Source organism: Nocardia beijingensis NBRC 16342 (assembly GCF_001612785.1).
GTDB classification, from domain to species: Bacteria; Actinomycetota; Actinomycetes; order Mycobacteriales; family Mycobacteriaceae; genus Nocardia; species Nocardia beijingensis.
On record NZ_BDBC01000055.1, the window covers coordinates 32,440 to 56,556 of the forward strand.

Sequence of the window (24,117 nt, forward strand, 5' to 3'; positions counted from 1 at the left end):
AGGGCGTATTGTCAAGCCCCGCTGGCGGACTCGCTCCGGCAGCACAGGCGGGGGCGTGCCTGCGGGCGGGTGGTCAAGCGGTGCGATCCAGCTGCGGTGCCGAATCCCCGATGGTGGCCTCGGTTTCGCCGATGAGGCGGCGCAGGAAGGCTTCCTGCTGCTCGCGCCCGTGGACGGCGGCGCGGTCGAGTCCGCCGGGGGTCAGGTGGGTGTAGGCGGTGCGCGCCAGGTTGACGGGGATGCGCAGGGCCGGGTACCAGGGCGGCACGTAGGGCAGGCCGAGCACCCGCATCGCTTTGGGCCCGAGGAAGGCGCTGCTCATGGACAGGTGCTTGGCGCGGGCGAGCCGTCCGCGCAGCGTGGGCAGATCGGGATAGGACCAGTGCAGGGGATCGTCGGCCATGGGCCGGGCGAGCTGGCGGCTGGTCTCGTCGGGATTGGTGATGGCGGTCATGCAGTGGTCGAGGACGGCGATGCCGTCGCGGAAACTGGTGGGCAGCCATTGGTCTTCGACGCCGATGAGCCAGCCGACGTAGCGGGTGAGGTGGGCGGCGGCGGCCAGCTCGCGCGGGGAGAGGACGACGCCGAGCGCCATGCCGCCGACGACGGGTGCGAGCAGGGCGCCGACGAGGGTGGCGGCCATGTCGGTCTGGTTGATCGGCAGGCCCCATTCCTCGGTGCGCCAATCGGGCATGGCCACGACGTGCCTGCGGACCAGGGAATGGATGAGCCGCACGTGCAGGGTGGAGCGGTAGCCGACACCGTGACGGTCCATGCCGTTCTCGGTGGACACGTCCATCGCCCATTGCAGGGTTTCGGCGAACCGGCGGGCGGGCCCTTTCTCCAGGGCGCCGGTGCGCAGCAGCGTCTTGTTGAAACCGGAGGCCAGATAGCCGCCGATGAAGGAGACGTCGCGCGCGAAGTACAGCCCGTCGTTGCCGCCGGATCGGAACACGCGCTCGCCGTCGCGCAGCAGCCGCGGATCGACCCAGGCCGGGGTCGCCTCCACGACGGTGAAGAATTCGCGCAGCGGCGCGGGCGCGCCGGGGACGCTGTCGATGCCCGACCGCAATGCCCGCTCGAACAACGGACGTGTGCCCGCCATGCCTTCGGCGTACATCCACTCGACGAGGCGGTCCATCGGCTCGTCGCCGACCAGCAGCGATTCGCCGAGCGATTGCCAGCGCTGCGCGGAGGGCTTCCCGATGCGCAGCAGCGCGGCGAACGGGCCGAGGCCGGGCGCCTTACGGGGCCGGTCGGGATGGCGTGCGGGGATGGTCGCGGACGTGGTCATGGGAGGGCTCCTCATCGGGGCGGGTGATGCCGTGTTTCAGCAACGGCACGATGGTGGTGCGGACGAAGGCGCGGGCGCGCACGTCGTCGGTGAAGTCGACGCTGCCGCCGCCCGGGGTGAGCAGCAGCGAATGGGCGAGGCGCGCAACGAGTTCGGCGACCGGGCGTGGGTCGTATTCGTCGACGAGGCCAGCGGACTGGGCGTGGGTGATCATGCCGACGATGTACTCGATGCCGATGGAGACCAGGCGTTCGCCCTGCACCGTGGAGAAGCGCAACGCTTCGTCGGGCGCGACCCGCAGCAGCTGGGTGACCAGCCGGTGGATGCGGGTCTGCAACAGGACGTACAGCGTCGTGTCCTCGATCTGGGCGTCCACACCGGTGGCGGTGGCGGCGATCGCGGTGACCTCGGCGAGCATGCGGCGGGTCTCCCTGGCGAGCACCGCTTCGATCAGGTTGTCCTTGCCCGCGAACCGGCGATGGACGGTGATCCGGCTGAGCTCGGCCCTGCGGGCGATGTCCTCCATGCTGGCCCGGCGGATCCCGACCTGCAGGATGCGTTCCAGCGCGGCGTCCATGATCCGTTCGTCGACGCCGTCGGAACCCTCGCTCATGATACAAACATACAAAGATTGTGTCATTGAGTCAATGATTCGATGGGTGCGGCGTGGACGGTCGTGTTCGTCGCGCTCGTGCCGACGGCCGTGAATAGGATTGCGCGCGAAGCGGTCCGGCGATCCGTACGGCCGCGGGGACACTCAGGAGGCGACGATGACCGGACTGCGATGGCCGACCGCCGCCCTGCGCTGGTCCGTCGCGCTCGCGGTCGCGGCGTCGACTTGTGGGTGCGCGACCCTGCTCGGCGAGCAGGCCCCGCCGCCTTCCGCCGACGAGATCGCCGCCGCGGCAGCGGAATTGACCGGTCTGCCGTCTTCGGAGGCGGCGGAGCGGCAGATGGCGGCGGTCATCGATCAGATCGCGGCCGCCGCCTCGGCGATCGAACCCGAATTGCGCTGGGTCCGGAGCGGGGACCGCGCGCTCGGTCCCTGCTACGGGCCGTATGAGCACACCGGCGGAAGGCGTGTCGTCCTCCCGCGCTACCGCGCCGACGCTTCGCTGCCGGAAGGAGCGTGGCCCGGTTTCCAGGAGACGGCTCGCGTGCTGGCCGCGTCCGTCGGCGCGACGGATGTGCTGCCCGGCGGCGCCTCCTCCCCGGACCGGCACGTCACGTTCGAGGGAGCGGACGGGGCGGAGTGGGACAGCAACACCGAGTTGTCGGTGTTCGCCGATGCCCGCTCGATGACGATCACCGCCACCGTGGGCTGCCGATTGCCCGAGAGCGAGCGGTCGACCGGGTGACGTCCGCCGCTCCGCAGCGATCGAGCGGAGCTGACGGCGAGGGCGTGCGCATGGTTCCCGATGAGGTGCGGCCTTCTGAAAGCCCGAGCCGACCGATAGGTGAGCACCGGCCCTGGGCATGGATTGTCGACCGGCGACGACGGGACCGTGGTTTGTCGGCTTCCGGCGGATCAGGGATGTCGATGTGGGTGGGCGGACCGCTCGAGCGGCAACGCTTCGGCTTCGTGGATCACGAGCCCCGGAACGCTCGCCGGTAGGCGCCCGGGGTTGTGCCGACCTGGGCGCGGAAGCGGCGGCGCAGGTTGACCGCCGAGGTCAGGCCGACGCGGGCCGCGATCGCCTCCACCGGCAGGTCGGTCTCCTCCAGCAGGGTGCGCGCCTCGGCCACCCGGCGCGACAGCAGCCATGCTCCCGGGCTGGTGCCGAGCTGATCGGCGAAGCGCCGGGCCAGCGTGCGCGGCGAGACGCTGAGGTGCGCGGCCAGATCCGCGACCGACAGCGCCGTCCCGAGGCGCGCACCGGCCCACTCGAGCAGGCCGTCCAGCGCGTCCGTCGGCGCCGCCGGCGGCGCGTATTGGACTTGGCCGCCCTCGCGGTGCGGCGGCATCACCATGTGCCGCGCGACGAGCGCGGCGTGCGCGGCGCCGTGATCCTTCCGGACGAGGTGCAGGCACAGGTCTATGCCCGCGCCCGCTCCTGCGCTCGTGGCGACATCGCCGTGGTCCACGTAGAGCACGTCCGGTTCCACCCGGACCCGGGGGAATTCGCGCGCCAGCTGCGCGGCGCGCGCCCAGTGCGTCGTGGCCGAGCGTCCGTCCAGCAGGCCGGTGCGAGCCAGCGCGAACACTCCCGAGCAGATCGTGACGAGCCGCGCCCCGCGGGCGTGTGCCCGCAGCAGCGCGCGGCGCACGGCCGCCGACAGCGGCGCCTCCACCGGCGCCCACCCCGGGATGAGGACGGTGTCCGCGGACGCGAGCGCCGACAGGCCCTGCGACACCTCCAGCGTGTATCCGGCCGATGTGGGTACCGGCCCTGGCGTCTCCGTGCACACGTCGAACTCGTAGTAGTGCGGCACCCCGGCCCGCTGGGTGCCGAATACCTCCGCGGCGCAGCCGAGTTCGAAAGTCGACTGCACCGGCCGCACCAGGGCAACCACGCGATGCATGGCAAGATCGTACCCAGTGGTGTCCATTCGGACACTTTCCCGGACCGCCCGCGCGCGGCACCGTGAAAGCCATGCATTCCGACATCCTCACCCAGGAGGGCTACACCTCCGTCTCCGTCGCGGAATCACCGGTCCGAGAGCTGTTTCCAGGCATCCGGGTACGGCACCTCTGGACCGGGCCGTCCGGAGCGAGCGCCAACGTGCTGGAAATGGACCCGGGTACGTCGTGGCCGCACCGCGATGTCCACGAGCCAGGCCCGGAGGAGGTCTACGTGGTCGCGGGCACGTTCAACGACGGCGCGCGCGACTACCCGGCCGGGACGTTCCTGCACGCCCCGGCCGGATCGTGGCACGTGCCGGCCACCAGCACCGGCTGCACGCTGTTCGTCTTCTACCCGGAGGGTTAGCGGCGCCGCCGGGGCAATACGGGTGTTCCGGCCTCGGCGAGGCCGGTGAGCGCCCGCGGCAGTGGGTCTCGGTGCAGTACGCCGAGGCGTTGGGTGGCGCGGGTGAGGGCGACGTAGAGCTCGGCCGCGCCGCGGGGGCCGTCGGCCAGGATGCGTTCCGGCTCCACGACGAGGACGGCGTCGTATTCCAGTCCCTTGGTCTCCGACGCCGCCACCGCGCCCGGCACATCCGGTGGCCCGATGACGACGCTGGTGCCTTCGCGTGCGGCTTCGTCGCGGACGAAATCGTCGATGGCGGTACTCATCTCGTCCGCGGTGACCTGCCGGGACCACGGCCGCACACCGCACGCGCGAACCGACTCCGGCGGCTGGACGCCGGGCGCGAACTCGGCGAGCAACTCGGCGGCGACAGCCATGATCTCCGCCGGGGTGCGGTAGTTCACCGTGAGCGATCGGTAGACCCACCGGCCGGGCACGTAGGGCTCCAGCATCGCGTCCCACGAGATCGCTCCGGCGGCCGACCGGCGTTGGGCGAGATCGCCGACGATCGTGAAGGATCGTCCCGGGCAGCGCCGCATCAACACGCGCCAATCCATTTCGGACAGTTCCTGTGCTTCGTCCACCACGACGTGCCGGTAGGTCCAGTCCCGGTCCGCCGCGGCGCGTTCGGCGAGCTCCCTGGTGTCGCGTTCGAGGAAGCGCTCCGCGAGGTCCTCCGCGTAGAGCAGGTCCTGGGCGAACAAGTGGTCCTCGTCGTCCATCATGTCCTCGCGGCCGACCAGGATGTCCAGCACACCGGCCGCGTACTCGGCCTGGGCCTTCCGTTCCCGCTCGCCGTCGTCGCCGGGCCGCTCGCGTCCGAGCAGATCGACCAATTCGTCGAGCAGCGGCACGTCCGACACCGTCCACGCATAACCGTCGGAGCGCGACAACGTCGCGTCGGCACCCGCCGCTCGCAGCCGTTGCGGGGACTCGTACAGCTCCGCCAGCAACTGCTGCGGCGTCAGGATCGGCCAGAGTTCGTCGAGCGCGGCGGCGAACCGGGCGTCGTCCGCGAGTTCGGCGCGCAGGTCCGACCGCAGGTTCTCCCATGCGTCGCGGTCCTGCCTGGTCAGCCAGCCCCGGCCGATGCGCGCTATCGCGCGCTCGGTGAGCACCCAGGTGACGATCTCGGCGAACACGGCGCGGGCTTCGTTGTGCGGCAGCCCACTCGCCCGCGCCTCCTCCCGGCCCCACTGCGCGGTCTCGGCGTCGATGCGGACGGTGACATCGGACAATTCGATCGGCACCGGATGCTCCGGGAGCCGCTGCCGATCGGCCACGGCCGCCGCGAGCACGTCCAGGATCGCCAGCGAACCTTTGCGCCGCGCGGCATCCGGGTCGTCCTCCGCGGTGACATGCAGGCCGGGCACCAGATCGCCGGTGGTCGTGAACACGACATTCGTCTCGCCCAGCGACGGCAGCACGCGGCCGATGTGGTTCAGGAACGCCGGGTTGGGGCCGACCACGAGCACACCGTGGCGTTCCATCCGCTCCCGCTGGGTGTAGAGCAGATACGCGACGCGGTGCAGTGCCACGACGGTCTTGCCGGTGCCGGGGCCGCCTTCGATCATCAGCACGCCAGGGTGGTCGAGCCGGATGATCTCGTCCTGTTCGGCCTGGATGGTCGCCACGATGTCGCGCATCCCCTCGCCGCGCGGCGCGTCGACCGCCGCGAGCAGCGCCGCGTCGCCCCGCTCGCCACCGTCGGGGCGGCCGAGGATCTCGTCGGTGAAATCGACGACCCGGCGACCCTTGGTGTGGAACTGCCTGCGCCGGCGCATGTTCTCCGGGCTGGCGGCGGTGGCGACGTAGAAGGCGCGCGCCGCGGGCGCCCGCCAGTCGAGCAACAGCGGTTCGAACTCGTTCTCCGGGTCGAACAGGCCGATCCGGCCGATATAGGAGTGTTCGCCCGACAGCGTGTCCAACCGGCCGAAACACAGCCCGTTGTCCGCCACGTCCAGCCGCTTCACCTCTCTGGCCAGCGTGCGCACTTCGACGTCGCGTTCCATCGGGCTTCCGCCGTTGCCACGCAACGCGGCGGTGTACCCGCTCTTCGCTCGCGCGCGCTCGGCGTCGAGCCGAGCGTAGAGCCCGGCCACGTAGTCGCGCTCGGACCGCAATTCGTCCTCGTACCCCTGAGTTGACACAGGCCCCTCCGCTTTCCTGGCTCGACGATCCCGCGCGAACGCCGTTTCTCACCTGCCCGAGTCGAGCAGCGGCGCCGCAGCCAGCGATTCTGCGGCACGACCCGGGTCTTGCCGCAAGCCCCCGGGTGCGCTATAGGTTGGAGGTGGAAGGGGTGAGTTCGAACAGGGGAATCACGCGTTCGGTCTCGGCCTGGTAATCCGCGAGAACGGGCGCCAGTTCGGTGACCCGCTCGAAGTACTCCTCGCGTTCGTCGCGCGACAGCTCACGCGCGATCACGTCATAGGCGTCGGTGCCCACCTCGACTCGGGCACGCGGATGGGCGCGCAGGTTGTGCACCCACGCCGGATCCTTGGACGCGCCGAGGTAGGACCCGATGACCAGCATCCGCCCGTCGACGGTCACATACGCCAGCGGTGACAGCCGGGGCTCACCCGACTTGGCGCCCGTGGTGTGCAGCAGCAGAAGCCTGCCGCCGGGCAAGCCGCTGACCTCGCCGCCGTTGGCGCGGAATTCCGCGACGATGCCGCGGTTGAAGCCGTCCAGCGCGGCGGTGTCGGAAGCCAATCTGTCCTTGTCGATCTCGGTCATGGTCACTCCACCAGCTTCTCGCTCTTCAACCAGTCGTAGGCGACGTCGGCCGGGTCCTCGCCGTCGATGTCGACGCGACCGTTGAGGTCCTGCATCAGCTCATCGGTGAGGTGCTCGGAGATGGTGCCGAGTAGCGCGCGCAATTGCGGGTGACGTTCGATCACCGCGCCGCGCACGACCGCCGTGCCGCTGTAGGGCAGGAAGAATTTCCGGTCGTCGTCGAGCACCACCAGATTCAGGTTCTTGACCCGTCCGTCGGTGGTGTAGATCATGCCGAAATTGCACGGGGCGCTCTTGGCCGTGGCGGTGTAGACGACACCGGCGTCCATCCGCGTGACGTTGCCGGACGGGACGCCGTTCGGATCGTTGTAGGGGATCCCGTATTTCTGCAGCATCGGAATGAAACCGTCCGAGCGGCTGAAGAATTCGTCGTCGACGCAGAAAGTCCGGTCGGGCACGGGCAGCGCCGCAACGTCGGACAGCGACTCGACGCGCAGGCGTTGCGCGGTCGGCGTCGACGCGCCGAAGGCGTACGTGTCGTTGAAGTTGGCCGGCGGCAGCCACTCCAGATCGTGGTCGCGCTTCTCGATGTCGTGCACGCGCTGCCAGAGTTCGGCGGGGTCGGAGATCGTCTCGGTCTGATTGTGGTAGTTGACCCAGCCGGTGCCGGTGTACTCCCAGAGCACATCGGCGTCGCCGTTCAGCTGGGCCTGCCGGGACGAGGCCGACCCCGGCGCACCGGTCAGGTCGGTGACCTTCGCGCCCGCCGCGGCCAGGTAGGTCGCGGTGATCTTGCCCAGCAGCACGCCCTCGGTGAAGCTCTTCGACGTCACGACCAGCTCGGCGCCCTCGAGCGGCCGGTCGCCGCCGGGCAGGCGCGCGTCGTGGAAGGTTCCCGACGAACTCACCAGACCGCAACCGGCGAGCGCCGCCGCCGACACGACGAGTGCGCAGAGCAGGCCGGCCATCCGGGGTCGTGGCGATCTCATGAGATACCTCGCGGGGTCGCGGCCAGTTCGACGAGGCGGCCGAGCCAGTCGATGATCAACGCGAGGAGGCCGACCAGGATCGCGCCCGAGACGAGCAGTTTGGGCAGGAAGAGGGTGACGCCGGTGGTGATCAGCGTGCCGAGGCTGGTCGCGCCGATGAACGTGCTCAATGTCGCGGTGCCGACCAGGATCACCAGCGCGGTGCGCACACCGTTGAGGATCACCGGCACCGCGAGCGGCAGCTCGACCTGCACCAGCGTGCGCGCGGCGGAATAGCCGATGCCGCGCGACGCCTCGATGGTGCGCTGATCGACCTGCCGGAGTCCGACGATCGTGTTCTGCAGGATGGGCAGCACCGCGTAGACGACGAGCCCGACGATCGCCGTGCGGAATCCCGTGCCCAGCCAGAAGGTGAACAGCACGAGCAGTCCGACCGCGGGCGCGGCCTGGCCGACATTGGCGATATTGACCGCGATGGGCTCGAGCCGCTGCAATGCCGGGCGGGTCAGCGCGATGCCGAGCGGAATCGCGACGACCACCACGATCACGGTGGCCACCACGGTCAGCTTGATGTGCTGCACGATCGTGGTCTGCAGGTTGTCCCAGCCCAGCGACGCCTGCTCGGTCGCGGTGAACGTCGTGGACCGATACCACAGGAGGTATCCGGCGGCGACGACGAGGATGACGAGCGGTTCGAACCACACGTCGATCGGGACGCGGCGCAGGCGGCTCATGACGGCCGGTCCGATCCGAGTTCGTCGTCGGCGGCGACCACCGGCGTCGGCGCCGGATCGGTTCCGTCGACGTAGGTCGCGTAGGAGAGGTCCTCCTCGTCGGAGCGCCCCTCGGCGAGCTTGGCCCGGATCACCTCGGTGACCGTGTCGATGCTCAGCGAGCCGAGGACCGCGCCCCGGCCGTCGGTGACCAGCGCGGCGCCTTGGCTGGTGGCGAGCATGGCGTCGAGCGCGTCGTTGAGCGTCGAGGATCGCGCCACGACGGGCAATCGCCGATCGAGGTAGTCGGAAACCTCCGGTTTGGTCGCCACTTCCGCGAGCGAAGGCCACGATCGCGGTCGCCCGGCCTCGTCGACGACGACGACCCAGGTCTGTCCGGCGGCTTCGGCCCGTTCGATCACGCCTCTGGCCGGTTCGCCGACCCGGGCGATGACGACGTCGTCGTAGGCGACGTCGCGCACCCGCGACACGGTGAGATACGCCAGCTTCGCGCCGGACCCGACGAACTCCTCCACGAACGGCGTGGCCGGATCGGTGAGGATCTCCTCCGGACTCGCGTACTGCTCGACGTGACCTCCCTCGGACAGGATGAGCACCTTGTCGCCGAGCTTGGTGGCCTCCTCGAAGTCGTGGGTGACGATCACGATGGTCTTGCCCAGTTCCTGCTGGATGGCGATCAGGCTGTCCTGCAGGCGCACCCGGGTGATCGGATCGACCGCGCCGAACGGCTCGTCCATGAGCAGGACCGGCGGGTCCGCGGCGAGCGCGCGCGCCACGCCGACGCGCTGCTGCTGGCCACCGGACATGTCCTTCGGCAGCCGGTCGGCGAAGGTGGCGGGATCGAGGCCGACCAGATCCAGCAGGTACTCGGTGCGCTCGGCGATCCGCTTCTTATCCCACCCGAGCACCCGGGGGATGGCGCCGACGTTCTTGGCGACCGTCCAGTGCGGGAACAGGCCGCCGGACTGGATGACGTACCCGATCGACTGGCGGAGCTTGTCGGGGTCCTCCCTGGTGACATCGCGGCCGCCGATGAAGATGCGACCCTCGGTCGGCTCGATCAGGCGGTTGATCATCTTCAACGTGGTCGTCTTGCCGCAGCCGGACGGGCCGACGAACGCGACGATGTCGCCCGCATCGATCTCGAGGTCCAGGCGCCGCACCGCGGGTTCGTCCTGGCCCTTGTAGCGCTTGACCACCGAGTCCAGCGTGATGGACGCGCCGGTCACCGGCCGTTGCGGCGTCGCGGGGGTAGGCCCGTTGGTCACATCGTCGGTCATGACAGTCCCTTCGCGATCGTGAGGCGTCCGAGCAGGACGAGGAGTGCGTCGAACACCAGCGCGATGATGACGATGAGGATGGTTCCGGTGAGCGCCATCTCCAGCGAATTCGCGCCGCCGAGGCGGGAAAGGCCGTTGAAGATCAGTGAGCCGAGGCCGGGCCCGAGCACATAGGCGACGATGGCGGCGACGCCGACGATCATCTGGGTGGACACTCTGATACCGGTGAGGATCACCGGCCACGCGATCGGCAATTCGACGGTCAGCAGAATGCGCGGGCGCGAAAAGCCGATTCCGCGAGCGGACTCGACGACCGAGGCCGGCACCGACCGCAATCCCACGATCGCGTTGCCGACCACCGGCAAAGCCGCGAAGAACGCCAGCATCACGAATGACGGGACCACGCCCAACCCGAACGGGACCAGCAGGATAGCCAGCAGCGCCAGCGAGGGAATGGTCAGCGCGACCCGGCTCGAGGTCAGCGAAAGCGCGGACAGCAGCGGAAGCCGATAGACCGCCACCGCGATGAGGACGGCGACGACGGTGCCGACCAGGACCGTCTGGAACGCGAGCGAGGCATGCTGATAGGCGAGGAACGCCAAGACGTCGCCCCGCCCCCGGACATAACTCCATAAATTCACGGGATTCCCATCGTCAGGCGAAAACCGGTCCGTACCTGTACGCGTAGAGCCGCCCGAGCCGTCGATAAGCAGTGGGTTACGCGGGTTCCATGTCCGGCGGCGTGCGGAAAGCGAATCGCAGCGTCGGCGAATTGGCGTTCCTTTTCGACCGTAACCGATTCGCTGCGGCACAGGAGTTCGGTGGGCACGAGTCGTCCAGTCGCCAAGGATGGGCTACGCGGCCCGTGTGACGGGTTCGGTCGTCGAGCAGCACACGGCCTCGCCCGCGCCGGTCGGCGTGCTGCGGATGAGCTTGCGATGCTCGGCGGACATGCCACGGCCTTTCGCTCGAATCGGACGACCGGGTCAGAGGAAACCACGCCCCCTTCGGTTCGGCCAGCATTACGGTCAGCCGGATCGAAATGGGTCGACTTTCGCGATGCCCGTGGTGGAGCAGGTGCGGTCGGGGACGGCGACAGCGCACCGACGGGCGCACCCAGCGGGAACCGAGGCGCGGCGGGCCGTGCTGCGGCGACACCCGCCGGGCAACAAAGGTGCGGCTACCTCCGTTCTCGTCGCGGCGTCGCCCTTGCTCGACGGTGTCGGGGGACGCTACTTCGAGGACTGCGACGAGGCCGTGGTCGGTGTCTTCGGCGCGCGCAACGGAGTCGCCGAGTACGCGCTCGACCCCGAGGCCGCCGCGCGGCTGTGGCAGGTGTCGAGCGCCATCCTGGCCGCGTGAAGGTCTGCCGGTGAGCCATCGCGGGCACTCCGCTGGGCGGGAAAGAACGTTCCCCAGGCCCGGTAGCGACGCCGCGAGACCGCGCTGAGCGGTTGCGCGGTGAGCGACCCCGGCGTAGTCCCGGCGAAGCTCGACACGTCCCGGCAGAGGTGGGACTGATCGGAATAGCCACAGGTCACCGCCACCTCGGCGGCGGGAATGCCCGCAAGCAGCCCTTCGACCGCATGCCGGAACCGGACCAGCATCGCGGCCCGTTTCGGGGTCAGCCCGATCTGGGCTTCGAATCTGGCCCACAACCGTTTGCGGCTCCATCCGCAAGCTTCGGCGAGCTCGTCGACCCGCACCTGCCCTCGGCTCGCGACGATGCGTTCCCAGCCGGCCGCGACTTCCGGGTCCGGCGTCCTGGTCGGCTCGGCGCACTGCCGCAGGAACGAGTTCGTCAGCGCGAAACGCTCCTCCCACGTCTCGGCATTCGCGAGCCGCTCACGCAGCCACACCGCCCGGCGTCCCCATAGATCCTCCAAGCCGACGACCGTGTGGCCCAGAGCGGCCGGGTCGATACTCGACAACGAATAGGCCCGCAGCGGTGACAAGCGCACCTCGACGCATTCGGCCCGCTCGGTGCGCACGCGCATGGTTCCGTGGGGGAATCCGGAGACGAAGCCGCTGAACGCCTGCTTGCCCGCCGTGCTGTCGACGATCAATTCGTTCTCTCCGAACTCGATGAGCACCGTGACCGCGGGCAGCGCGGTGACCCGGAGGTCCAATCCGCCCGCGCCACCAGCGCGATACCCGAGCATCGCCGTGCCACCCACGGCGGGACGGTGAAAAACCCATCCGCCGTCCTGGTCCCCTTCGAGCCCGTTCGCTCCCACTCGCCCAGGCTAACCGCACCGACCCGTCCCGGGGGTGGACCGGTCAGGGCCGGTCGACGCGGCCGAGAGCGAAGCGGGCCAGCTCGGTGGAGACGATCTCCGGTCGCCCGCCGGACTGTCTCGCGGCGGCGGTGAGTACGTCGAGGTGGTGGTAGCCGGGGGCGATCACCGTCTCACCGTGACTACGCGCCCCCGCCGCGACGACGATCCCGGCGCCGCCGATCAGGTTGAGGGTCGGATTGGCGAAGATACCGCCGGGGTGGGTGCGGTGCCGGGTGATCTCGGGGGCTCGCGCTTGGAAGACGTCGAACGCCAGTCGCATCGGGAAGTACCACTCGGTGAAGTCCAGCGGTTGCGCGGCGAGGCTACGCGAGAGGTCGGCGATGTCGGTGACCTCATGGGTGGCCTCGGTGAACAGTGTGCCGTCGCGGTCCGCCACGCCCGCGGTCACGGCCGGTGCGTCGTAGTCGAGCCAGGTGTAGAGCGGGCCGCCGGGTTGATCGGGAATCGCTTTGCGATCCGGACCGAACAACATGCCGGCGAGGCCGCGCAGCGCCGGGAACGCGGTGACGTCGCCGGGAGCCGGGAAGTCCTTGTCCGCGACGGCGCCGCCGCCGAAGAAGCCGAATCCCGCTTGCAGCAGGGCGAGCGGCTGGGAGTTGGCGTCGAGGAACGCGCCGAGCGCGGCGGCGTTCGTGATCCGGAAATCACGGACCGACGGGGAACCGGTCGCGGCCGCCGCCGCGTCCCGCGACAGCAGCAGGCGGTAGGTGGCCTCCTGGTTGACATCGCTCGGAACGTAACGCGCGAGATCGGATTCCGCGTCGGGTGCGAGATGAGCCGCCAGCCCCGCGATGCCGAGCAGGTTCATCGTCTCGGGATTGATGACCGCAGGCAGAGCCAGCACTCGAGGCAGCACGCCACGGTCCAGCGCGGCCTCGATCCCGGCGGAGCCGATGCCGCCGATGGAGAGGTCGAGGAAGTCCGGGATGCCGTTGAGCGCCGACAGCGAGGTATCGATCGCGGAGTCGAGGGCGAAATAGCCCGCACACTGGTCGGCGCCCGCGGCTCCGCCGAAATCCCATTCGGCGAACAACGCGGTGAGCACCCCGCCCAGCGAATGCCCGCCGCACAGCGTCTTCCGCTTCCGCGACACCGGATCGGGCAGTTCCGCGGTGAGCAGATCGTATTGGTCCTGCACGGTCTGCGCGACACCGACGTGACCGAGCCACCCGAGCTGGTCGTCCGGCACGACGCCGCCGAATCGGCGGCCCTCGATCTCGGCGCCGCGATAGTAGTAGTCGATGGCGAGATGCACATCGCGGGCTGCCAGACCGGCCTGCCTGCCGAGGTGGTCCTCCAGGCAGCTGGAACGGCGATCCAGCGCCCAGAACTCCAGATGCCGGCCCTGTTCCGCCGCCGCGGCGACGGTATTGCGAGCGAGGCTGTCGAACGCGCCCGCGCCCTCGAAGATTCCCGGCTGCGCCACCAGCACGGCATCGGCGTCGGCCGACCGCGCCGGGCCCGCGACATCTCGGTAGCGCAGGTACGACAGCCGGTCACAGGCGGCCGGATGCGGTCCGACGGTATCCGGCAAGGGGATACGCAGGCTCACAACGGATTCCGCCACGGACGTGATCGGCGACGAGGAAATCACCACGGTCTCGATACGTTCCGGTCCGTCGGCCCGTGCCGTTGCGCTCGGTGCCGCGGCCGCGACGACCAGTGCGGCGGTCGACACGCCGGATGTCAAGAAACGAAGAACCCTGGCATGATGCCGGAGGAAACCACTGTGGCTCGGCAACGGTTGTGTCGACATCGACAACCCCTCGTCACGACAGCGGAGCGGCCGTATCGCCGAAATGCTCCGCACCGGTGCGAGGAACGTACGGCGGCGGCCCCCCGCTGTCAACGGCGGTCGGTCGGCTTGTGAAACATCCCGAATCCGAATCGGTTTGTTCTGTCCTCCGACCCATATGCCGATCGAGCCCTTGCTCCTCACCTGGCCCCGTGTCTGCTCGGAGCCGTGCCGCGCCAGCCTGTCGTTGACCCGCGATCACGGGTTCGTCACCGGAACGCGTGCTGCGATATAGCCGTCGGGGCGGATGAGTATCGCGGTGTTACCGGTGATGTCGTAGTTGCGGTGAACACTGCCGTCTCCATCGATCAGGGTGTCGGTCCCGGAAGCCGCTGTATCGGTGGTGATCCGGACTGCTCGCGGTGCGTCGATGCGGAGGTCGTCGAGGTCATGGACCGTGCCGGGATCGTTGCCCTGGTCGAAGGTGAGCAGGGTCCAATGCGGGCCGCGCAGCAGATCGAAAACCCGGACTTCGCGACCGGACGACGCGTCGATACCCACGGCGTCAGGAGCGCGGTCGCCGGCACGAACGCGGCAGCCTCGCGGGCCGGGTGCGGTGAGTGGGCTGTCGGGGTAGGCGATGGTGAGCCCGGTCGTGAAATCGTCGGTGAGCCCACGGACGGCGGACGCTCCGTCGCCGTTGCCCGCGGAGTGCATGAGCGCGTGCAGGCGGTCGGTGCTGTCGTCGAGAACCGCCCGCGCGACCGCGCGGCGTTCGATTTCGTAAGTGTCCAAGAGGGTCTCCTCGGCGCCGTCGAGAACGGCGGCGAGTTTCCAGCCGAGGTTGTAGGCATCCTGGATGCCGGTGTTCATGCCCTGCCCGCCAGCGGGGGAGTGGACATGCGCGGCGTCCCCGGCGAGGAAGACCCGACCGACCCGGTAACGGTCCGCCAGGCAGACGTTGATCCGGTACAGCGACAACCACCCCGCGTCCTCGATACGGACGTCTCGCAGCCCGGAATGCTCGGCGAACAGGCGGCGGAACAGCCCGAGCGTCGGCGCCGCCGGATCGGGATCGTCGTCGGGAATGGAGGCCTGGAATTGCCAGACATCGGTACTGGGCAGCGGGAAAAGCGAGAGGATCCCGTGCTCGGGGCTCATCCACACGTGCTGGCAGCGACTGTCCAAGCCCTCGATCCGCACATCGCCGAGCCACCAACGGTGGTCGCCATAGGACACGCCGGCGAGTGTGGCACCGATCCGCTCCCGCACCACACTGCGTCCACCGTCGCAGCCGACGACGTAGCGGGCGCGCATGCGCCGGTCGCCGACGGGCGTGGACATGGTCACCGTCACGGCCTCACCTGTCTGCGCGACGGCGCTGACCTCGGTTCCCCATTCGACCCGGCCGCCGAGTTCGGCGAGCCGGTCGCGCAAGATCTGCTCGAACAGCGGCTGCGACAACCACACCGGCGCGTAGGGAACCCCTGGATCGCGCACTCCCAGCGCGGCCTCCACGGCCTCGGAGATCACGCGGTCACCGTGGTAGTGCCGGGTCGGCACATGTACCCGGCCCAGCTCCAGCACTCGATCGATCACGCCGAGGTCGTCGGCCACCTCCAAGGCCCGAGGCTGGATCGTCTTGGCCCGCGAAGCCGTGCTCGGCCCGGCGGCGCGGTCGACAATGCGGTAGTCGGCACCACGGCGGGCCAGGTCGATCGCCAGTGCCAGACCGGTCGGGCCTGCGCCGACGACGAGAACATCGGTTTCGGTCTGCATTTCATCTACCTACCTTAGGTATCTATTTTTGCGACGGCATGCCATCCGCTGGAGGGGATGGGATGCGAGTACTGTATACCTAACTTAGGTATCTAACAAGGGGAGTGAATGGGCAGCGACGACAAAGCACTGAAAGGCCTGCTGCCGCGCATGGCGCAGCTCAGCAATACGCTGGGCCGCGGGCAGTTGTTCGAAACAGCCACTGCCGCGGCCGGAATCGCCCTGGAACGACCCGCGGTGACGATCCTGGTGATCCTGGAATCCGCCGGGCGCCCATTGCGGGTCGGGGAGATCGCGGCCCGGATGCAAGTGGCCGGACCGCACGTCACGCGCCAGCTCAACGGTCTCGAGCGGCGTCGCTTGGTGGAGCGTGTGCCGGACCCGGACGACCAGCGCGCCCGATTGATCACCCTCACCGCCACCGGTGCGAAGATGATCGGGCGCTACCTGCGAGTCATCGACGGATGGTTCGACCAGGCCCTGTCCGGATGGTCGAAGTCCGATCAGCGCGACCTCGTTCGCCTGCTCGGTCGTCTGGTCGATGATCTGTCGACGCACCTGGACACCGTCGTTGAGGACGCTGTCGCCGAATAGTGTTGCGACGCGGCATCAATCATCCGGCACCGGCCGGGATCGGTGCACCGCCTGGACGGCGCATGACCGCCGGCGGCGCGGGGCCGCTTCAGTGCCGCGTCAGCCTTGGTTCCATGCCAGGCGCAGTGCGCCGTTGACGAGGTAGCAGGCGAACAGGATCGCCGCCGGGGTGAGTGACGCGGCGGCGTACAGCGCAAACGCGCCGGTGCCGAACCAGGCCAATTCGAAGAGCATTCGAGCGAAGCCGTGCAATGGGTAGGTGGCATTCGTTCCGCCGCCGGCGGCGAAAAGGCCCCACAGTACGGCCAGCACCAGGGGTGCGCCGATGCCCGCCGCGAACCTGATCGGCCACTGCGCGTTCACGGTGAAACCCCAGTATCCGGCGCTGCCAAGCACGCTCAGCTCCAACAGGAACATCAGGCCGAGATCGACCGCTTTGACCACGCCGAGCACAACTACCTCCAGTGACAACCGCTCTTTCTAGAGAGCAATGCTCTCACTACTTCCGGCGGTGCGTCAAGCGGTCCTGCTCGCCGTCCGGCGCGGGGGTGATCAGGCAGTGTCGGTAGGGTGGCGGCATGCAGGTCGGGGAACCGAGTAGAACCGCCATGGCCGTAGCGCGAGCGCGGGCCCACCATCAGGTCGCCGCCGAGCCGCGGGTGTTCACCGATCCGCTGGCGTCGCGCATCGTCGGCGAAACCGCGCTCGGGGCAGACGAATTCGATCGAGGCGTCGACGAAGATCTGGCTCGTCGGCGGCGCCTGTTCATCGCGGCGCGCAGCCGCTTCGCCGATGACGTCGTGGCGGCCGCCGTCGCCAGGGGCACGGGCCAGGTGGTCGTGCTCGGTGCGGGGCTGGACACCAGCGCCTACCGCAATACCTCCGAGAACGTGCGATTCTTCGAGGTCGATCACCCCGCCACCCAGGAATGGAAGCGGCGCAGGCTGGCCGAGAGCGGAATCGCGATCCCGTCATCGCTGACGTTCGCCCCGATCGACTTCGAACAGTCGACACTCGCCGCCGGATTGGCCGCGGCGGGTCTGGACCGCACCCGCGACGCCGTGTTCGTCTGGCTGGGCGTCGCCGTGTATCTGACCAGGACGTCGGTCGACGACACGCTGCGCTACATCGCCGGTCACGGCGCGGCCGCGGAGGTGGTCTTCGACTACGTCTACCCGCTGTCCGACGCCCCGGCCGATGGCAGGCGGGCACGCGCGGATCGAGTCGCCGCGGTGGGCGAACCGTGGATCAGTTTCTTCACCGCGGAGCAGATCCGCAGTGCGTTGCTGTCCTTCGGCTTCACCCGCGTCGAAGACCACACCGCGACAGAGTTGCTCAGTGGCTATGGCGTCGCAACCACTGCTTGGCCCGCGGATTCGGTGCCACACCTGGTCCACGCCTCCACGGTGTGAGCCCGCCCCGCCGATCATCGCCGGTCCGGCGAATCCCGATGCACCCGATCGGCTACCACCTTGCGACAGATCGGCGTCAGAGGTCGGCGACCAAGGCCGCGGCCGCTTCGATCGCCGCGGCCTCGTGGTCGAGCAGGACGTCGCCGCCCTGGGTCGTGACGATCGGCGTGTACGGGTCATCCTGGAACTGCTCGCCCAGCAGTTCGCGCAGGACGGCCAGCCCGCAGAACGGAACATAGTGCGGGCTGTAGCCGCCTTCCTGTACGAAGGCGATCCGGCCCGCGGAGGTGGCGGCCGCGATGTCCAGCATCCGGCGGGTCAGGTGCCGGAAGCCGCCGCTGGTGACCATTTGCCGGGCCAGCGGATCGAGAATGCTCGCGTCGAAGCCGGACGCGACGATGATCAACTCCGGCGCGAAGGCGTGCAGCGCCGGTTCGACGACTCGGTCGATCGCATGCAGATACGCGGCGTCTCCGCTGCCGGGCGGGAGGGGAACGTTGATCGCGTACCCGTGTCCGTCGCCCGCGCCGCGCTCCTCCCGGTAGCCGGAGTCCGGTGGGAAGCACAGATGCTGGTGGATCGAGAGGGTCAGCACCGACGGGTCCTCGTACCAGATGTCCTGGGTGCCGTTGCCGTGGTGGACGTCCCAGTCGACGACGGCGATGCGCCGCACGCCGAGAACGTCTTTGGCGTAGGCGGCGGCGATGGAAACGTTGTTGAACAGGCAGAATCCCATGCCGGTAGCGCGGGTCGCGTGGTGGCCCGGCGGATTGACCAGCGCGTAACCGTTGTCGACCGTCCCCGCCAGCACCTGTTTCACGAGTGCGATCGCACCGCCCGCCGACAGCGCGGCGATCTCGTATCCGCCCTTGCCGAACGAGGAGACGCCGTCACCGGCGTCCCCACCCTTGGGCTGTAGATTCTCGGCCTTGATCCGCTCCAGGTGTTGTGCGGTGTGCACCCGCAAGATGTCGGCCTCTTCGGCGGGTTCGGCCTTGATCGAGTGCAACTTGTCCAGCAGCCCGGACACCGAGACCAATTCGTGGAACCGCCGTTTGGTGTCGGGATGCGCGAGGTGGTGGCCGATCGGCTGGAGACCGGCCGTCGCGTCGGACGGGAACAGACTTCCGCTGCCGGTGTCGGCCCACCCGTAGAGGGTGTTCCATACGTATCCAGTTGTCATCGTGAACTCCTAGCGGTCGGCGGACCGCCACGCCGTCCACCTTGGTCTCGTCCCGCCGCGGCGGGTGCTCGGGCTCATTACAAGCACGGCAGCGATCGTTCCGCAACCAGAGAGGTTGCCACGCTTGGGCGGCGGGCGGCGCGAACCCTCGGCGCTCGAACCGGCGCCTCCGCGAGCGACCACGCTTCGGGCAAGCGGTCGTCGAGGATCCCGGCGGAACGCACGTCGTCGGGGGCGTTTCCCTGTCCCGCGCAACGTGCGGCGTTTAATTCCCAAGAACGGGAAGCGAATTGCCCAGGCGTCTTGCGGATCCGAAGCGGATACAGTGGCGTCGTGACATACGAGATCACGGCCGAGCAGATCGAAATCCCCCAGGACGACGCGACGCCCATGGCGGCCTACCTCGCCCGGCCGCAGGGATCGGGCGACTATCCGCTCGTCCTGGTCGGAGCGGAGTTGTGGGGCCTGACGAACGAGGTCCGGGCCGTGGTGCGCGATGTGGCCGCGCTGGGCTATGTGGCGATCGCGCCGAATCTGTACCACCGCTCCGGCCCCGAGACCTCGTCCGGGATCGAGGAGAGCGACGCCAACCGCGCCCACGCGTTCGAACTGCTGGGCCGATTGACACGCGACGGTGTCGAGGCGGACCTGCGCGCCGCCGCCGACCATGCCCGCGCCCATGCCGGGGCTGGTGACCGGACCGGCATGCTCGGCTTCAGCCTCGGTGGTCATGTCACCTATTTCGCGGCGACCCGGCTGCCCCTGCACGCCGCCGCGATCTACTATCCGGGCTGGCTGCCCGACGCGGGTACGGCGTTGAGCGTTCCTGAGCCGTTGCTGGCGGCGACGTCGCGGATCACCGCCCGGCTGGCGCTGTTCTTCGCCGGGCAGGACCACGTCATCGATGCCGATCAGCGGGACCGGATCGGTGCGGCGCTGTCGGCGGCGGGCGTTCGCCACGATGTCGTGGTGTATCCGCAGGCCCGGCACGCCTTCTTCTTTCCGGGCCGCGAGGTCTACGACAAGCAGGCCGCCGAGGATTCCTGGCGGCGCGTGCGCGACCTCTTCGCCGCCGAGTTGAGCGCGTCCTGATCCGGCGGGGTCGGCGGCGCGGACTTCCCTTCAGCAGGCGAACGGTGGCAGCGCCGCGAACTCCGGGGCCAACCGGGCGGTCGGGACGGTGTGCGCGATCCAGCGACGGGCACGGCTGAGCGGATGGTCGGGGAACTCCGCGTCCCAGCGCATGTCGTCGGCGGCGTTGTACGGTAGCCGCCCCCGTACCTCGGGGGCGTACGGATGCGGCGGGTACATGCCGTCGAAGCCGATCTTGGTGGCCAGCAGGGCCTCACGCAGTCCCGTGGTCCCGGTTTCGGGACACAGGATCTGGAGAACCGCGCTGCTGCGGGCCTTCGGAACGATGACGGACGCGGCGAACACCAAGCCGTGTGGCTGCTGGGGCAAAGGCAGTTTCTCCATCCGCAGCAGCGCGGGCTGCGCGTCGAGCCACACCACGAACGCCTCGATCAGGCAGCCGTTCTCGGCGCTCCGCTCGGCCAGGCGACGGCGCAGGGTCGGCAGATCCTCCAATGGCGCGGGCAGATCCGGGACGAGGTCGAAGTACGACACGTTCACCATGTCGCCGGTATGGGTATTCCGCCAGGTCGCGGTGTCGACCTGCTCCAGATTCGCGGTGTCGAACGAGATGGGCACGCGCCCAGCGTATCCGGCGATCCGGACATGCGATCGCGCCGATGACTGGGGTCGGCGGAGCCTCGGCTCGGTCATCGGAGCCGGAGGTGCCGCCGGCTCGGTCGGATAGATTGGGGAAGCACTGGTGGTGGTCGATGTGGTGGAGGAGGCGCGGTGGGCGCGAATGCGGAGACGGCGACTGGTCCGGCCACGTTCGACGATCTGGTCGGGGAGATCCGCGCCCGCTGGAATTCGCTGTCGGCCTCGCACAGGAAGCTGGCCGAGCGCGTCCTGTCGGACCCGGAGGCGGTGGCGTTCATGACCGTGTCCGATCTGGCGAGCGCGGTGGCGGTCAACGAGGCGACCGTGGTGCGGTTCGCCAACGGTCTCGGGCTGAAGGGGTACCCCGGTTTGGCCCGCCTGTGCCAGGAACGGCTGCGCGAGCGGGCGCAGCTGCTGCGGCGTTTCGAGAACCTCGAGCACTTGATGGAGCAGGATGCGGGCCTGCGGGAGCGTCAGGTGGTGCTGGACCAGGCGAATATCGCCCGCTCCTTCGCCGGCATCGCGGACGCCACCTGGGACGCGGTGGCCGCGCGGCTGGCGCGCGCGCCGCGAGTGCACGTGATGGGTCTGCGCAAGTGCCACGCCCCGGCGTACCTGCTGGGCTACCTGCTCGGTCTGCTGCGCGAGGACGTGGTGAGCCTGACGGGGACCAGTGGTTCGCTGACGGACGAGCTGCGCCGCGTTCGCGCGGGGGATTGTTTCGTGGTCCTCTCGATCCATCGCTACAGCCTGGACACCGTCCGCGCGGCGCAGTGGGCCCGCAGGCGCGGTGCGCACGTGGTGGCGCTGACCGACACCCCGGCCTCACCTCTGGCGGCGGCGGCGCACGAGACCTTCTACGTCGAGGCGTCGAGCGCGAGCGTGCTGCGTTCGATGACCGCGTTCACGTCGATCGTCCAGGCGATGTCCGGCGCGGTGGCTCACCTGCTCGGCCACGAGGTGCGCGAGACGCTGCTGGAAGAGGAGCGACTGCTGGACGAATTCGGCGTCTACGCCGCCGACGGCGACTGATCTTCCGGAGTCCGTGGCTGATCCACCGGCGCCATCACCACATTCCGGCCCGCGCGACGCTGGTGCAGCACGCCCGCGGCCACGGCCAGGCAGGTGACCACGAGAGTCAGCGCCAGCGGCGTCCTGGTGCCGGATCCGAAGACCATTCCCGCCACGATGCCCAGCAGGGTGAGCAGCACCAGGTACGGCAGGTAGGAAGCCCCCCACATCCGCACCGCGGGCGCGGCGGATTCCACGGCGGCGCCGTTGCGCCGGCCGGCGATGTAGGTGGCGCAGATGTACAGGTAGACGACCACCGCGACCGCGCCGGACGAACTGAGCAGGAAGCTGAAGACCGCCCCGGTGGGCAGGAAGTAGTTCGCGGCCACGGCCAGGAATCCGGCGCTCGCGGCGGCGAGAACACCGGCCGTCGGCACGCCGGAACGGGTGGTGCGGCCGAGTGGTCGCGGTCCCTCTCCGCGCCGGGCCAGGGAGAACAGCATGCGGGAGGCGGAGTAGAGCCCGGAGTTCAGGCATGACAGCACCGCGGTGAGCACGATCAGATTCATGATGGTCCTGGCGCCGGGGATGTTCAGCAGGTTCAGCACCGCGGTGTACGGACTTTCGGTGATCTCGGCGCTGTCCCATGGCAGCAATGTCACGACCACCAGCATCGAGCCCACGTAGAAGATCAGGATGCGCCCGGCGACGCTGCGCATGCTCGCCCGAACGGCCTCGACGGGATCGGCGGCCTCACCCGCGGCGATGGTCACCAATTCGGTGCCGAAGTAGGAGAAGAAGACCGTCAGCGACGCGGCGAGTAGGGGAGCGAAGCCGTTGGGCAGCAGGCCGCCCCGGCCCAGCAGGTTCGTCGTGCCCGGCGCTGGGTAGTGCGGGAACGCGCCGCAGATCGCGGCGATGCCGATGCCGATGAAGACGACGATCGCGGCGACCTTGACGAGGGCGAACCAGAACTCGAAACGCGCGAACGAGCTGACCGCGGCCAGATTGACTCCGGTCAGAACGCTCAGGAAGAGCAAGGCGAACGCCCAGGCGGGCACGGCGGGCATCAGTTGACCGGCGATCGCGCCACCCGCGACGGCCTCGAAAGCGACCGTCACGCACCAGTGGTAGCTGTACACCCAGCCGACCGACAGCCCGGCCCACGGCCCGAGTTCGCGCGCGGCGTAGCTGGAGAACGAACCGGTTTCCGGACTGGCCGTGGCCAATTCGGCCAGCATGCGCATCACCAGGATGACGACCAAGCCGGTGAACAGATAGGCCAGGACGATGCCGGGCCCGGCGGCGGCGATCGCGTTGCCGCTGCCGACGAACAAACCGGCGCCGATGACGCCGCCGATGCCGATCATCGTGAGCTGACGAGTGTTGATGGCGTGCTTCAGGTTTCCCGCGTGGGGGATTGCGGTGGGCACGATGCCTCCCAAGGACCGTGGGCTGTGACCCGGGTAACTGATGGTCGGTCATGCAACACCGCCCACCCCGCCTGTGCAAATCGATTTGCATCCACGGCTGAGAATGCAATTCATATGGCATAGTGTGGCTTCGACCCCGAGCAGGAGGAACTGAACGACATGTCCACGGTGCTGGTGAGCAGGTCCGGTCCCATCGCGACGCTGACGTTGAACCGCCCGGAGCGGCTCAACGCGGTCAGCGAAGAGCTCTACGAAGCGTTGATCGGTCATCTGGTCGTCGCCGATTCCGATCCGCAGGTGCGCTGCGTGATCCTGCACGGCGCCGGCCGCGCGTTCTGCGCGGGCGCCGATCTGAAAGCGCACCGCTCCGGCACTCGAACGCCCGCCGAGCAAGCCCACTACCTCGATCTGGCGCAGCGGGCGTGCGAGCAGATCCAGCGGATGGACACGCCGGTGGTCGCCGCCGTCGCGGGCTACGCGCTCGGCGCCGGCGCCGAGCTGGCCGTCAGCGCGGACTTTCTCGTCATGGCCGAGGACGCGCAGATCGGCTTTCCCGAAGTGAGCATCGGGACGTTCGTCGGCGGCGGAGTCACCCATCGGCTGCCCCGGCTGATCGGTCTGCGCCGGGCTGCCGACCTGCTCATCCTCGGCGAACGATGCGACGGCACAAGGGCTTTCGACTGGGGGCTGGCCTACGCGTCCGTCTCCGGCGACATCCTTCTCGACACCGCGCGCGGACTCGCCGAATCGCTGGCGGCCAAAGCTCCGTTGCCGCTGGCGCGGATGAAGGCAGCGCTGCGCCGCGACGATCCCCTCGACGTCGCCCTCGCCACCGAGCCGCGCCAGATCCTCGAGTTGATGGCGACCAGGGACTGGGCCGAGGGCGTCGCGGCCTTCGCCGAACGCCGCACTCCCGTCTTCGAAGGGAAGTGAC

Annotated in this window: 24 protein-coding genes; 8 read left to right on the forward strand and 16 right to left on the reverse strand. The window is 69.2% G+C overall.

Annotation, left to right across the window (positions count from 1 at the left end; all coding sequences use genetic code 11):
- Positions 1–73: 73 nt before the first annotated feature.
- A complete protein-coding gene (locus NB3_RS27385; protein WP_067809120.1) occupies positions 74–1,294 on the reverse strand; it encodes an oxygenase MpaB family protein in 1,221 nt (406 codons plus the stop codon).
- Positions 1,245–1,907, reverse strand: coding sequence for a TetR/AcrR family transcriptional regulator (locus NB3_RS27390; protein ID WP_067809122.1), 663 nt, complete (start codon positions 1,905–1,907; stop codon positions 1,245–1,247). The genes NB3_RS27385 and NB3_RS27390 overlap by 50 nt, the downstream gene beginning before the upstream one ends.
- A gap of 157 nt (positions 1,908–2,064) precedes the next feature.
- On the opposite strand from NB3_RS27390, the gene NB3_RS27395 reads away from it, so the two are divergent.
- The gene (locus NB3_RS27395; RefSeq protein WP_157112036.1) at positions 2,065–2,652 is read left to right on the forward strand and encodes an LppA family lipoprotein; all 588 of its coding nucleotides are present in this window, start codon (positions 2,065–2,067) and stop codon (positions 2,650–2,652) included.
- Positions 2,653–2,881: 229 nt separating this feature from the next.
- Here the strand turns inward: NB3_RS27395 and NB3_RS27400 are convergent, their stop codons facing one another.
- A complete protein-coding gene (locus NB3_RS27400) occupies positions 2,882–3,817 on the reverse strand; it encodes a GlxA family transcriptional regulator (protein ID WP_067809127.1) in 936 nt (311 codons plus the stop codon).
- Positions 3,818–3,888: 71 nt separating this feature from the next.
- On the opposite strand from NB3_RS27400, the gene NB3_RS27405 reads away from it, so the two are divergent.
- Positions 3,889–4,224 (forward strand): cupin domain-containing protein, encoded by a 336-nt coding sequence (locus tag NB3_RS27405; protein ID WP_067809234.1) that lies wholly within the window; start codon positions 3,889–3,891, stop codon positions 4,222–4,224.
- Here the strand turns inward: NB3_RS27405 and helR are convergent.
- The 8 genes from helR to NB3_RS27445 all read right to left on the reverse strand — a co-directional run bounded on the left by helR (position 4,221) and on the right by NB3_RS27445 (position 13,857).
- Positions 4,221–6,413 (reverse strand): RNA polymerase recycling motor ATPase HelR, encoded by a 2,193-nt coding sequence (helR, locus tag NB3_RS27410; protein ID WP_174553245.1) that lies wholly within the window; start codon positions 6,411–6,413, stop codon positions 4,221–4,223. The genes NB3_RS27405 and helR overlap by 4 nt on opposite strands.
- Positions 6,414–6,543: 130 nt before the next feature.
- A complete protein-coding gene (locus tag NB3_RS27415) occupies positions 6,544–7,002 on the reverse strand; it encodes a nitroreductase/quinone reductase family protein (protein WP_067809129.1) in 459 nt (152 codons plus the stop codon).
- A 2-nt stretch (positions 7,003–7,004) separates the two neighbouring features.
- Positions 7,005–7,991 (reverse strand): glycine betaine ABC transporter substrate-binding protein, encoded by a 987-nt coding sequence (locus NB3_RS27420; RefSeq protein ID WP_067809131.1) that lies wholly within the window; start codon positions 7,989–7,991, stop codon positions 7,005–7,007.
- Positions 7,988–8,725, reverse strand: a complete 738-nt coding sequence (locus NB3_RS27425) for an ABC transporter permease (protein WP_067809132.1) — start codon at positions 8,723–8,725, stop codon at positions 7,988–7,990. Before NB3_RS27425 ends, NB3_RS27420 begins: the two co-directional genes overlap by 4 nt.
- Positions 8,722–10,005: an ATP-binding cassette domain-containing protein gene (locus NB3_RS27430; RefSeq protein WP_067809133.1), complete on the reverse strand. Its 1,284-nt coding sequence runs from the start codon at positions 10,003–10,005 to the stop codon at positions 8,722–8,724. The genes NB3_RS27425 and NB3_RS27430 overlap by 4 nt, the downstream gene beginning before the upstream one ends.
- Complete coding sequence (locus NB3_RS27435) at positions 10,002–10,646, reverse strand: ABC transporter permease (RefSeq protein ID WP_067809134.1); 645 nt, start codon at positions 10,644–10,646, stop codon at positions 10,002–10,004. The genes NB3_RS27430 and NB3_RS27435 overlap by 4 nt, the downstream gene beginning before the upstream one ends.
- Before the next feature lie 591 nt (positions 10,647–11,237).
- Entirely contained in the window at positions 11,238–12,242 is a 1,005-nt protein-coding gene (locus NB3_RS27440) for a helix-turn-helix domain-containing protein (RefSeq protein WP_067809135.1), read from the reverse strand.
- 43 nt (positions 12,243–12,285) lie between these two features.
- Complete coding sequence (locus NB3_RS27445) at positions 12,286–13,857, reverse strand: hypothetical protein (RefSeq protein ID WP_244892109.1); 1,572 nt, start codon at positions 13,855–13,857, stop codon at positions 12,286–12,288.
- A 19-nt stretch (positions 13,858–13,876) separates the two neighbouring features.
- Here NB3_RS27445 and NB3_RS36390 point away from each other — a divergent pair, with 19 nt between their 5' ends.
- Entirely contained in the window at positions 13,877–14,017 is a 141-nt protein-coding gene (locus tag NB3_RS36390) for a hypothetical protein (RefSeq protein WP_244892110.1), read from the forward strand.
- A 281-nt stretch (positions 14,018–14,298) separates the two neighbouring features.
- Here NB3_RS36390 and NB3_RS27450 read toward each other — a convergent pair whose 3' ends face one another.
- Positions 14,299–15,819, reverse strand: coding sequence for an FAD-dependent monooxygenase (locus tag NB3_RS27450; RefSeq protein ID WP_067809136.1), 1,521 nt, complete (start codon positions 15,817–15,819; stop codon positions 14,299–14,301).
- Positions 15,820–15,927: 108 nt separating this feature from the next.
- On the opposite strand from NB3_RS27450, the gene NB3_RS27455 reads away from it, so the two are divergent.
- A complete protein-coding gene (locus tag NB3_RS27455) occupies positions 15,928–16,413 on the forward strand; it encodes a MarR family winged helix-turn-helix transcriptional regulator (RefSeq protein WP_067809138.1) in 486 nt (161 codons plus the stop codon).
- Between the two features lie 99 nt (positions 16,414–16,512).
- On the opposite strand, the gene NB3_RS27460 is transcribed toward NB3_RS27455, so the two are convergent.
- Positions 16,513–16,884 (reverse strand): YrdB family protein, encoded by a 372-nt coding sequence (locus NB3_RS27460; protein ID WP_244892111.1) that lies wholly within the window; start codon positions 16,882–16,884, stop codon positions 16,513–16,515.
- 137 nt (positions 16,885–17,021) lie between these two features.
- On the opposite strand from NB3_RS27460, the gene NB3_RS27465 reads away from it, so the two are divergent.
- Positions 17,022–17,825, forward strand: coding sequence for a class I SAM-dependent methyltransferase (locus NB3_RS27465; protein ID WP_244892112.1), 804 nt, complete (start codon positions 17,022–17,024; stop codon positions 17,823–17,825).
- Between the two features lie 76 nt (positions 17,826–17,901).
- Here the strand turns inward: NB3_RS27465 and NB3_RS27470 are convergent, their stop codons facing one another.
- Positions 17,902–19,008 carry a histone deacetylase-like amidohydrolase gene (locus NB3_RS27470; protein ID WP_067809144.1) on the reverse strand — a complete coding sequence of 369 codons (1,107 nt, stop codon included), beginning with the start codon at positions 19,006–19,008 and terminating at the stop codon, positions 17,902–17,904.
- A 333-nt stretch (positions 19,009–19,341) separates the two neighbouring features.
- On the opposite strand from NB3_RS27470, the gene NB3_RS35715 reads away from it, so the two are divergent.
- Positions 19,342–20,100 carry a dienelactone hydrolase family protein gene (locus tag NB3_RS35715; RefSeq protein WP_084823726.1) on the forward strand — a complete coding sequence of 253 codons (759 nt, stop codon included), beginning with the start codon at positions 19,342–19,344 and terminating at the stop codon, positions 20,098–20,100.
- 30 nt (positions 20,101–20,130) lie between these two features.
- Here the strand turns inward: NB3_RS35715 and NB3_RS27480 are convergent, their stop codons facing one another.
- Positions 20,131–20,718 (reverse strand): hypothetical protein, encoded by a 588-nt coding sequence (locus NB3_RS27480; RefSeq protein WP_084823727.1) that lies wholly within the window; start codon positions 20,716–20,718, stop codon positions 20,131–20,133.
- Positions 20,719–20,871: 153 nt separating this feature from the next.
- Between NB3_RS27480 and NB3_RS27485 the strand changes: the two genes are divergently transcribed.
- Complete coding sequence (locus tag NB3_RS27485; protein ID WP_067809148.1) at positions 20,872–21,771, forward strand: MurR/RpiR family transcriptional regulator; 900 nt, start codon at positions 20,872–20,874, stop codon at positions 21,769–21,771.
- Here NB3_RS27485 and NB3_RS27490 read toward each other — a convergent pair.
- Complete coding sequence (locus NB3_RS27490; protein WP_218020648.1) at positions 21,750–23,183, reverse strand: amino acid permease; 1,434 nt, start codon at positions 23,181–23,183, stop codon at positions 21,750–21,752. The genes NB3_RS27485 and NB3_RS27490 overlap by 22 nt on opposite strands.
- A 159-nt stretch (positions 23,184–23,342) precedes the next feature.
- Between NB3_RS27490 and NB3_RS27495 the strand changes: the two genes are divergently transcribed.
- Complete coding sequence (locus NB3_RS27495) at positions 23,343–24,116, forward strand: enoyl-CoA hydratase/isomerase family protein (RefSeq protein ID WP_067809152.1); 774 nt, start codon at positions 23,343–23,345, stop codon at positions 24,114–24,116.
- The last annotated feature ends 1 nt before the right edge of the window (position 24,117 follow it).

What these genes read in the sequence shown, in the direction of transcription:
- NB3_RS27385 (WP_067809120.1), bottom strand. Translation starts at nt 1,294, where the DNA reads ATGACCACGTCCGCGACCATCCCCGCACGCCATCCCGACCGGCCCCGT.
- NB3_RS27390 (WP_067809122.1), bottom strand. Translation starts at nt 1,907, where the DNA reads ATGAGCGAGGGTTCCGACGGCGTCGACGAACGGATCATGGACGCCGCG.
- NB3_RS27395 (WP_157112036.1), top strand. Translation starts at nt 2,065, where the DNA reads ATGACCGGACTGCGATGGCCGACCGCCGCCCTGCGCTGGTCCGTCGCG.
- NB3_RS27400 (WP_067809127.1), bottom strand. Translation starts at nt 3,817, where the DNA reads ATGCATCGCGTGGTTGCCCTGGTGCGGCCGGTGCAGTCGACTTTCGAA.
- NB3_RS27405 (WP_067809234.1), top strand. Translation starts at nt 3,889, where the DNA reads ATGCATTCCGACATCCTCACCCAGGAGGGCTACACCTCCGTCTCCGTC.
- NB3_RS27415 (WP_067809129.1), bottom strand. Translation starts at nt 7,002, where the DNA reads ATGACCGAGATCGACAAGGACAGATTGGCTTCCGACACCGCCGCGCTG.
- NB3_RS27420 (WP_067809131.1), bottom strand. Translation starts at nt 7,991, where the DNA reads ATGAGATCGCCACGACCCCGGATGGCCGGCCTGCTCTGCGCACTCGTC.
- NB3_RS27425 (WP_067809132.1), bottom strand. Translation starts at nt 8,725, where the DNA reads ATGAGCCGCCTGCGCCGCGTCCCGATCGACGTGTGGTTCGAACCGCTC.
- NB3_RS27430 (WP_067809133.1), bottom strand. Translation starts at nt 10,005, where the DNA reads ATGACCGACGATGTGACCAACGGGCCTACCCCCGCGACGCCGCAACGG.
- NB3_RS27450 (WP_067809136.1), bottom strand. Translation starts at nt 15,819, where the DNA reads ATGCAGACCGAAACCGATGTTCTCGTCGTCGGCGCAGGCCCGACCGGT.
- NB3_RS27455 (WP_067809138.1), top strand. Translation starts at nt 15,928, where the DNA reads ATGGGCAGCGACGACAAAGCACTGAAAGGCCTGCTGCCGCGCATGGCG.
- NB3_RS27465 (WP_244892112.1), top strand. Translation starts at nt 17,022, where the DNA reads ATGGCCGTAGCGCGAGCGCGGGCCCACCATCAGGTCGCCGCCGAGCCG.
- NB3_RS27470 (WP_067809144.1), bottom strand. Translation starts at nt 19,008, where the DNA reads ATGACAACTGGATACGTATGGAACACCCTCTACGGGTGGGCCGACACC.
- NB3_RS27495 (WP_067809152.1), top strand. Translation starts at nt 23,343, where the DNA reads ATGTCCACGGTGCTGGTGAGCAGGTCCGGTCCCATCGCGACGCTGACG.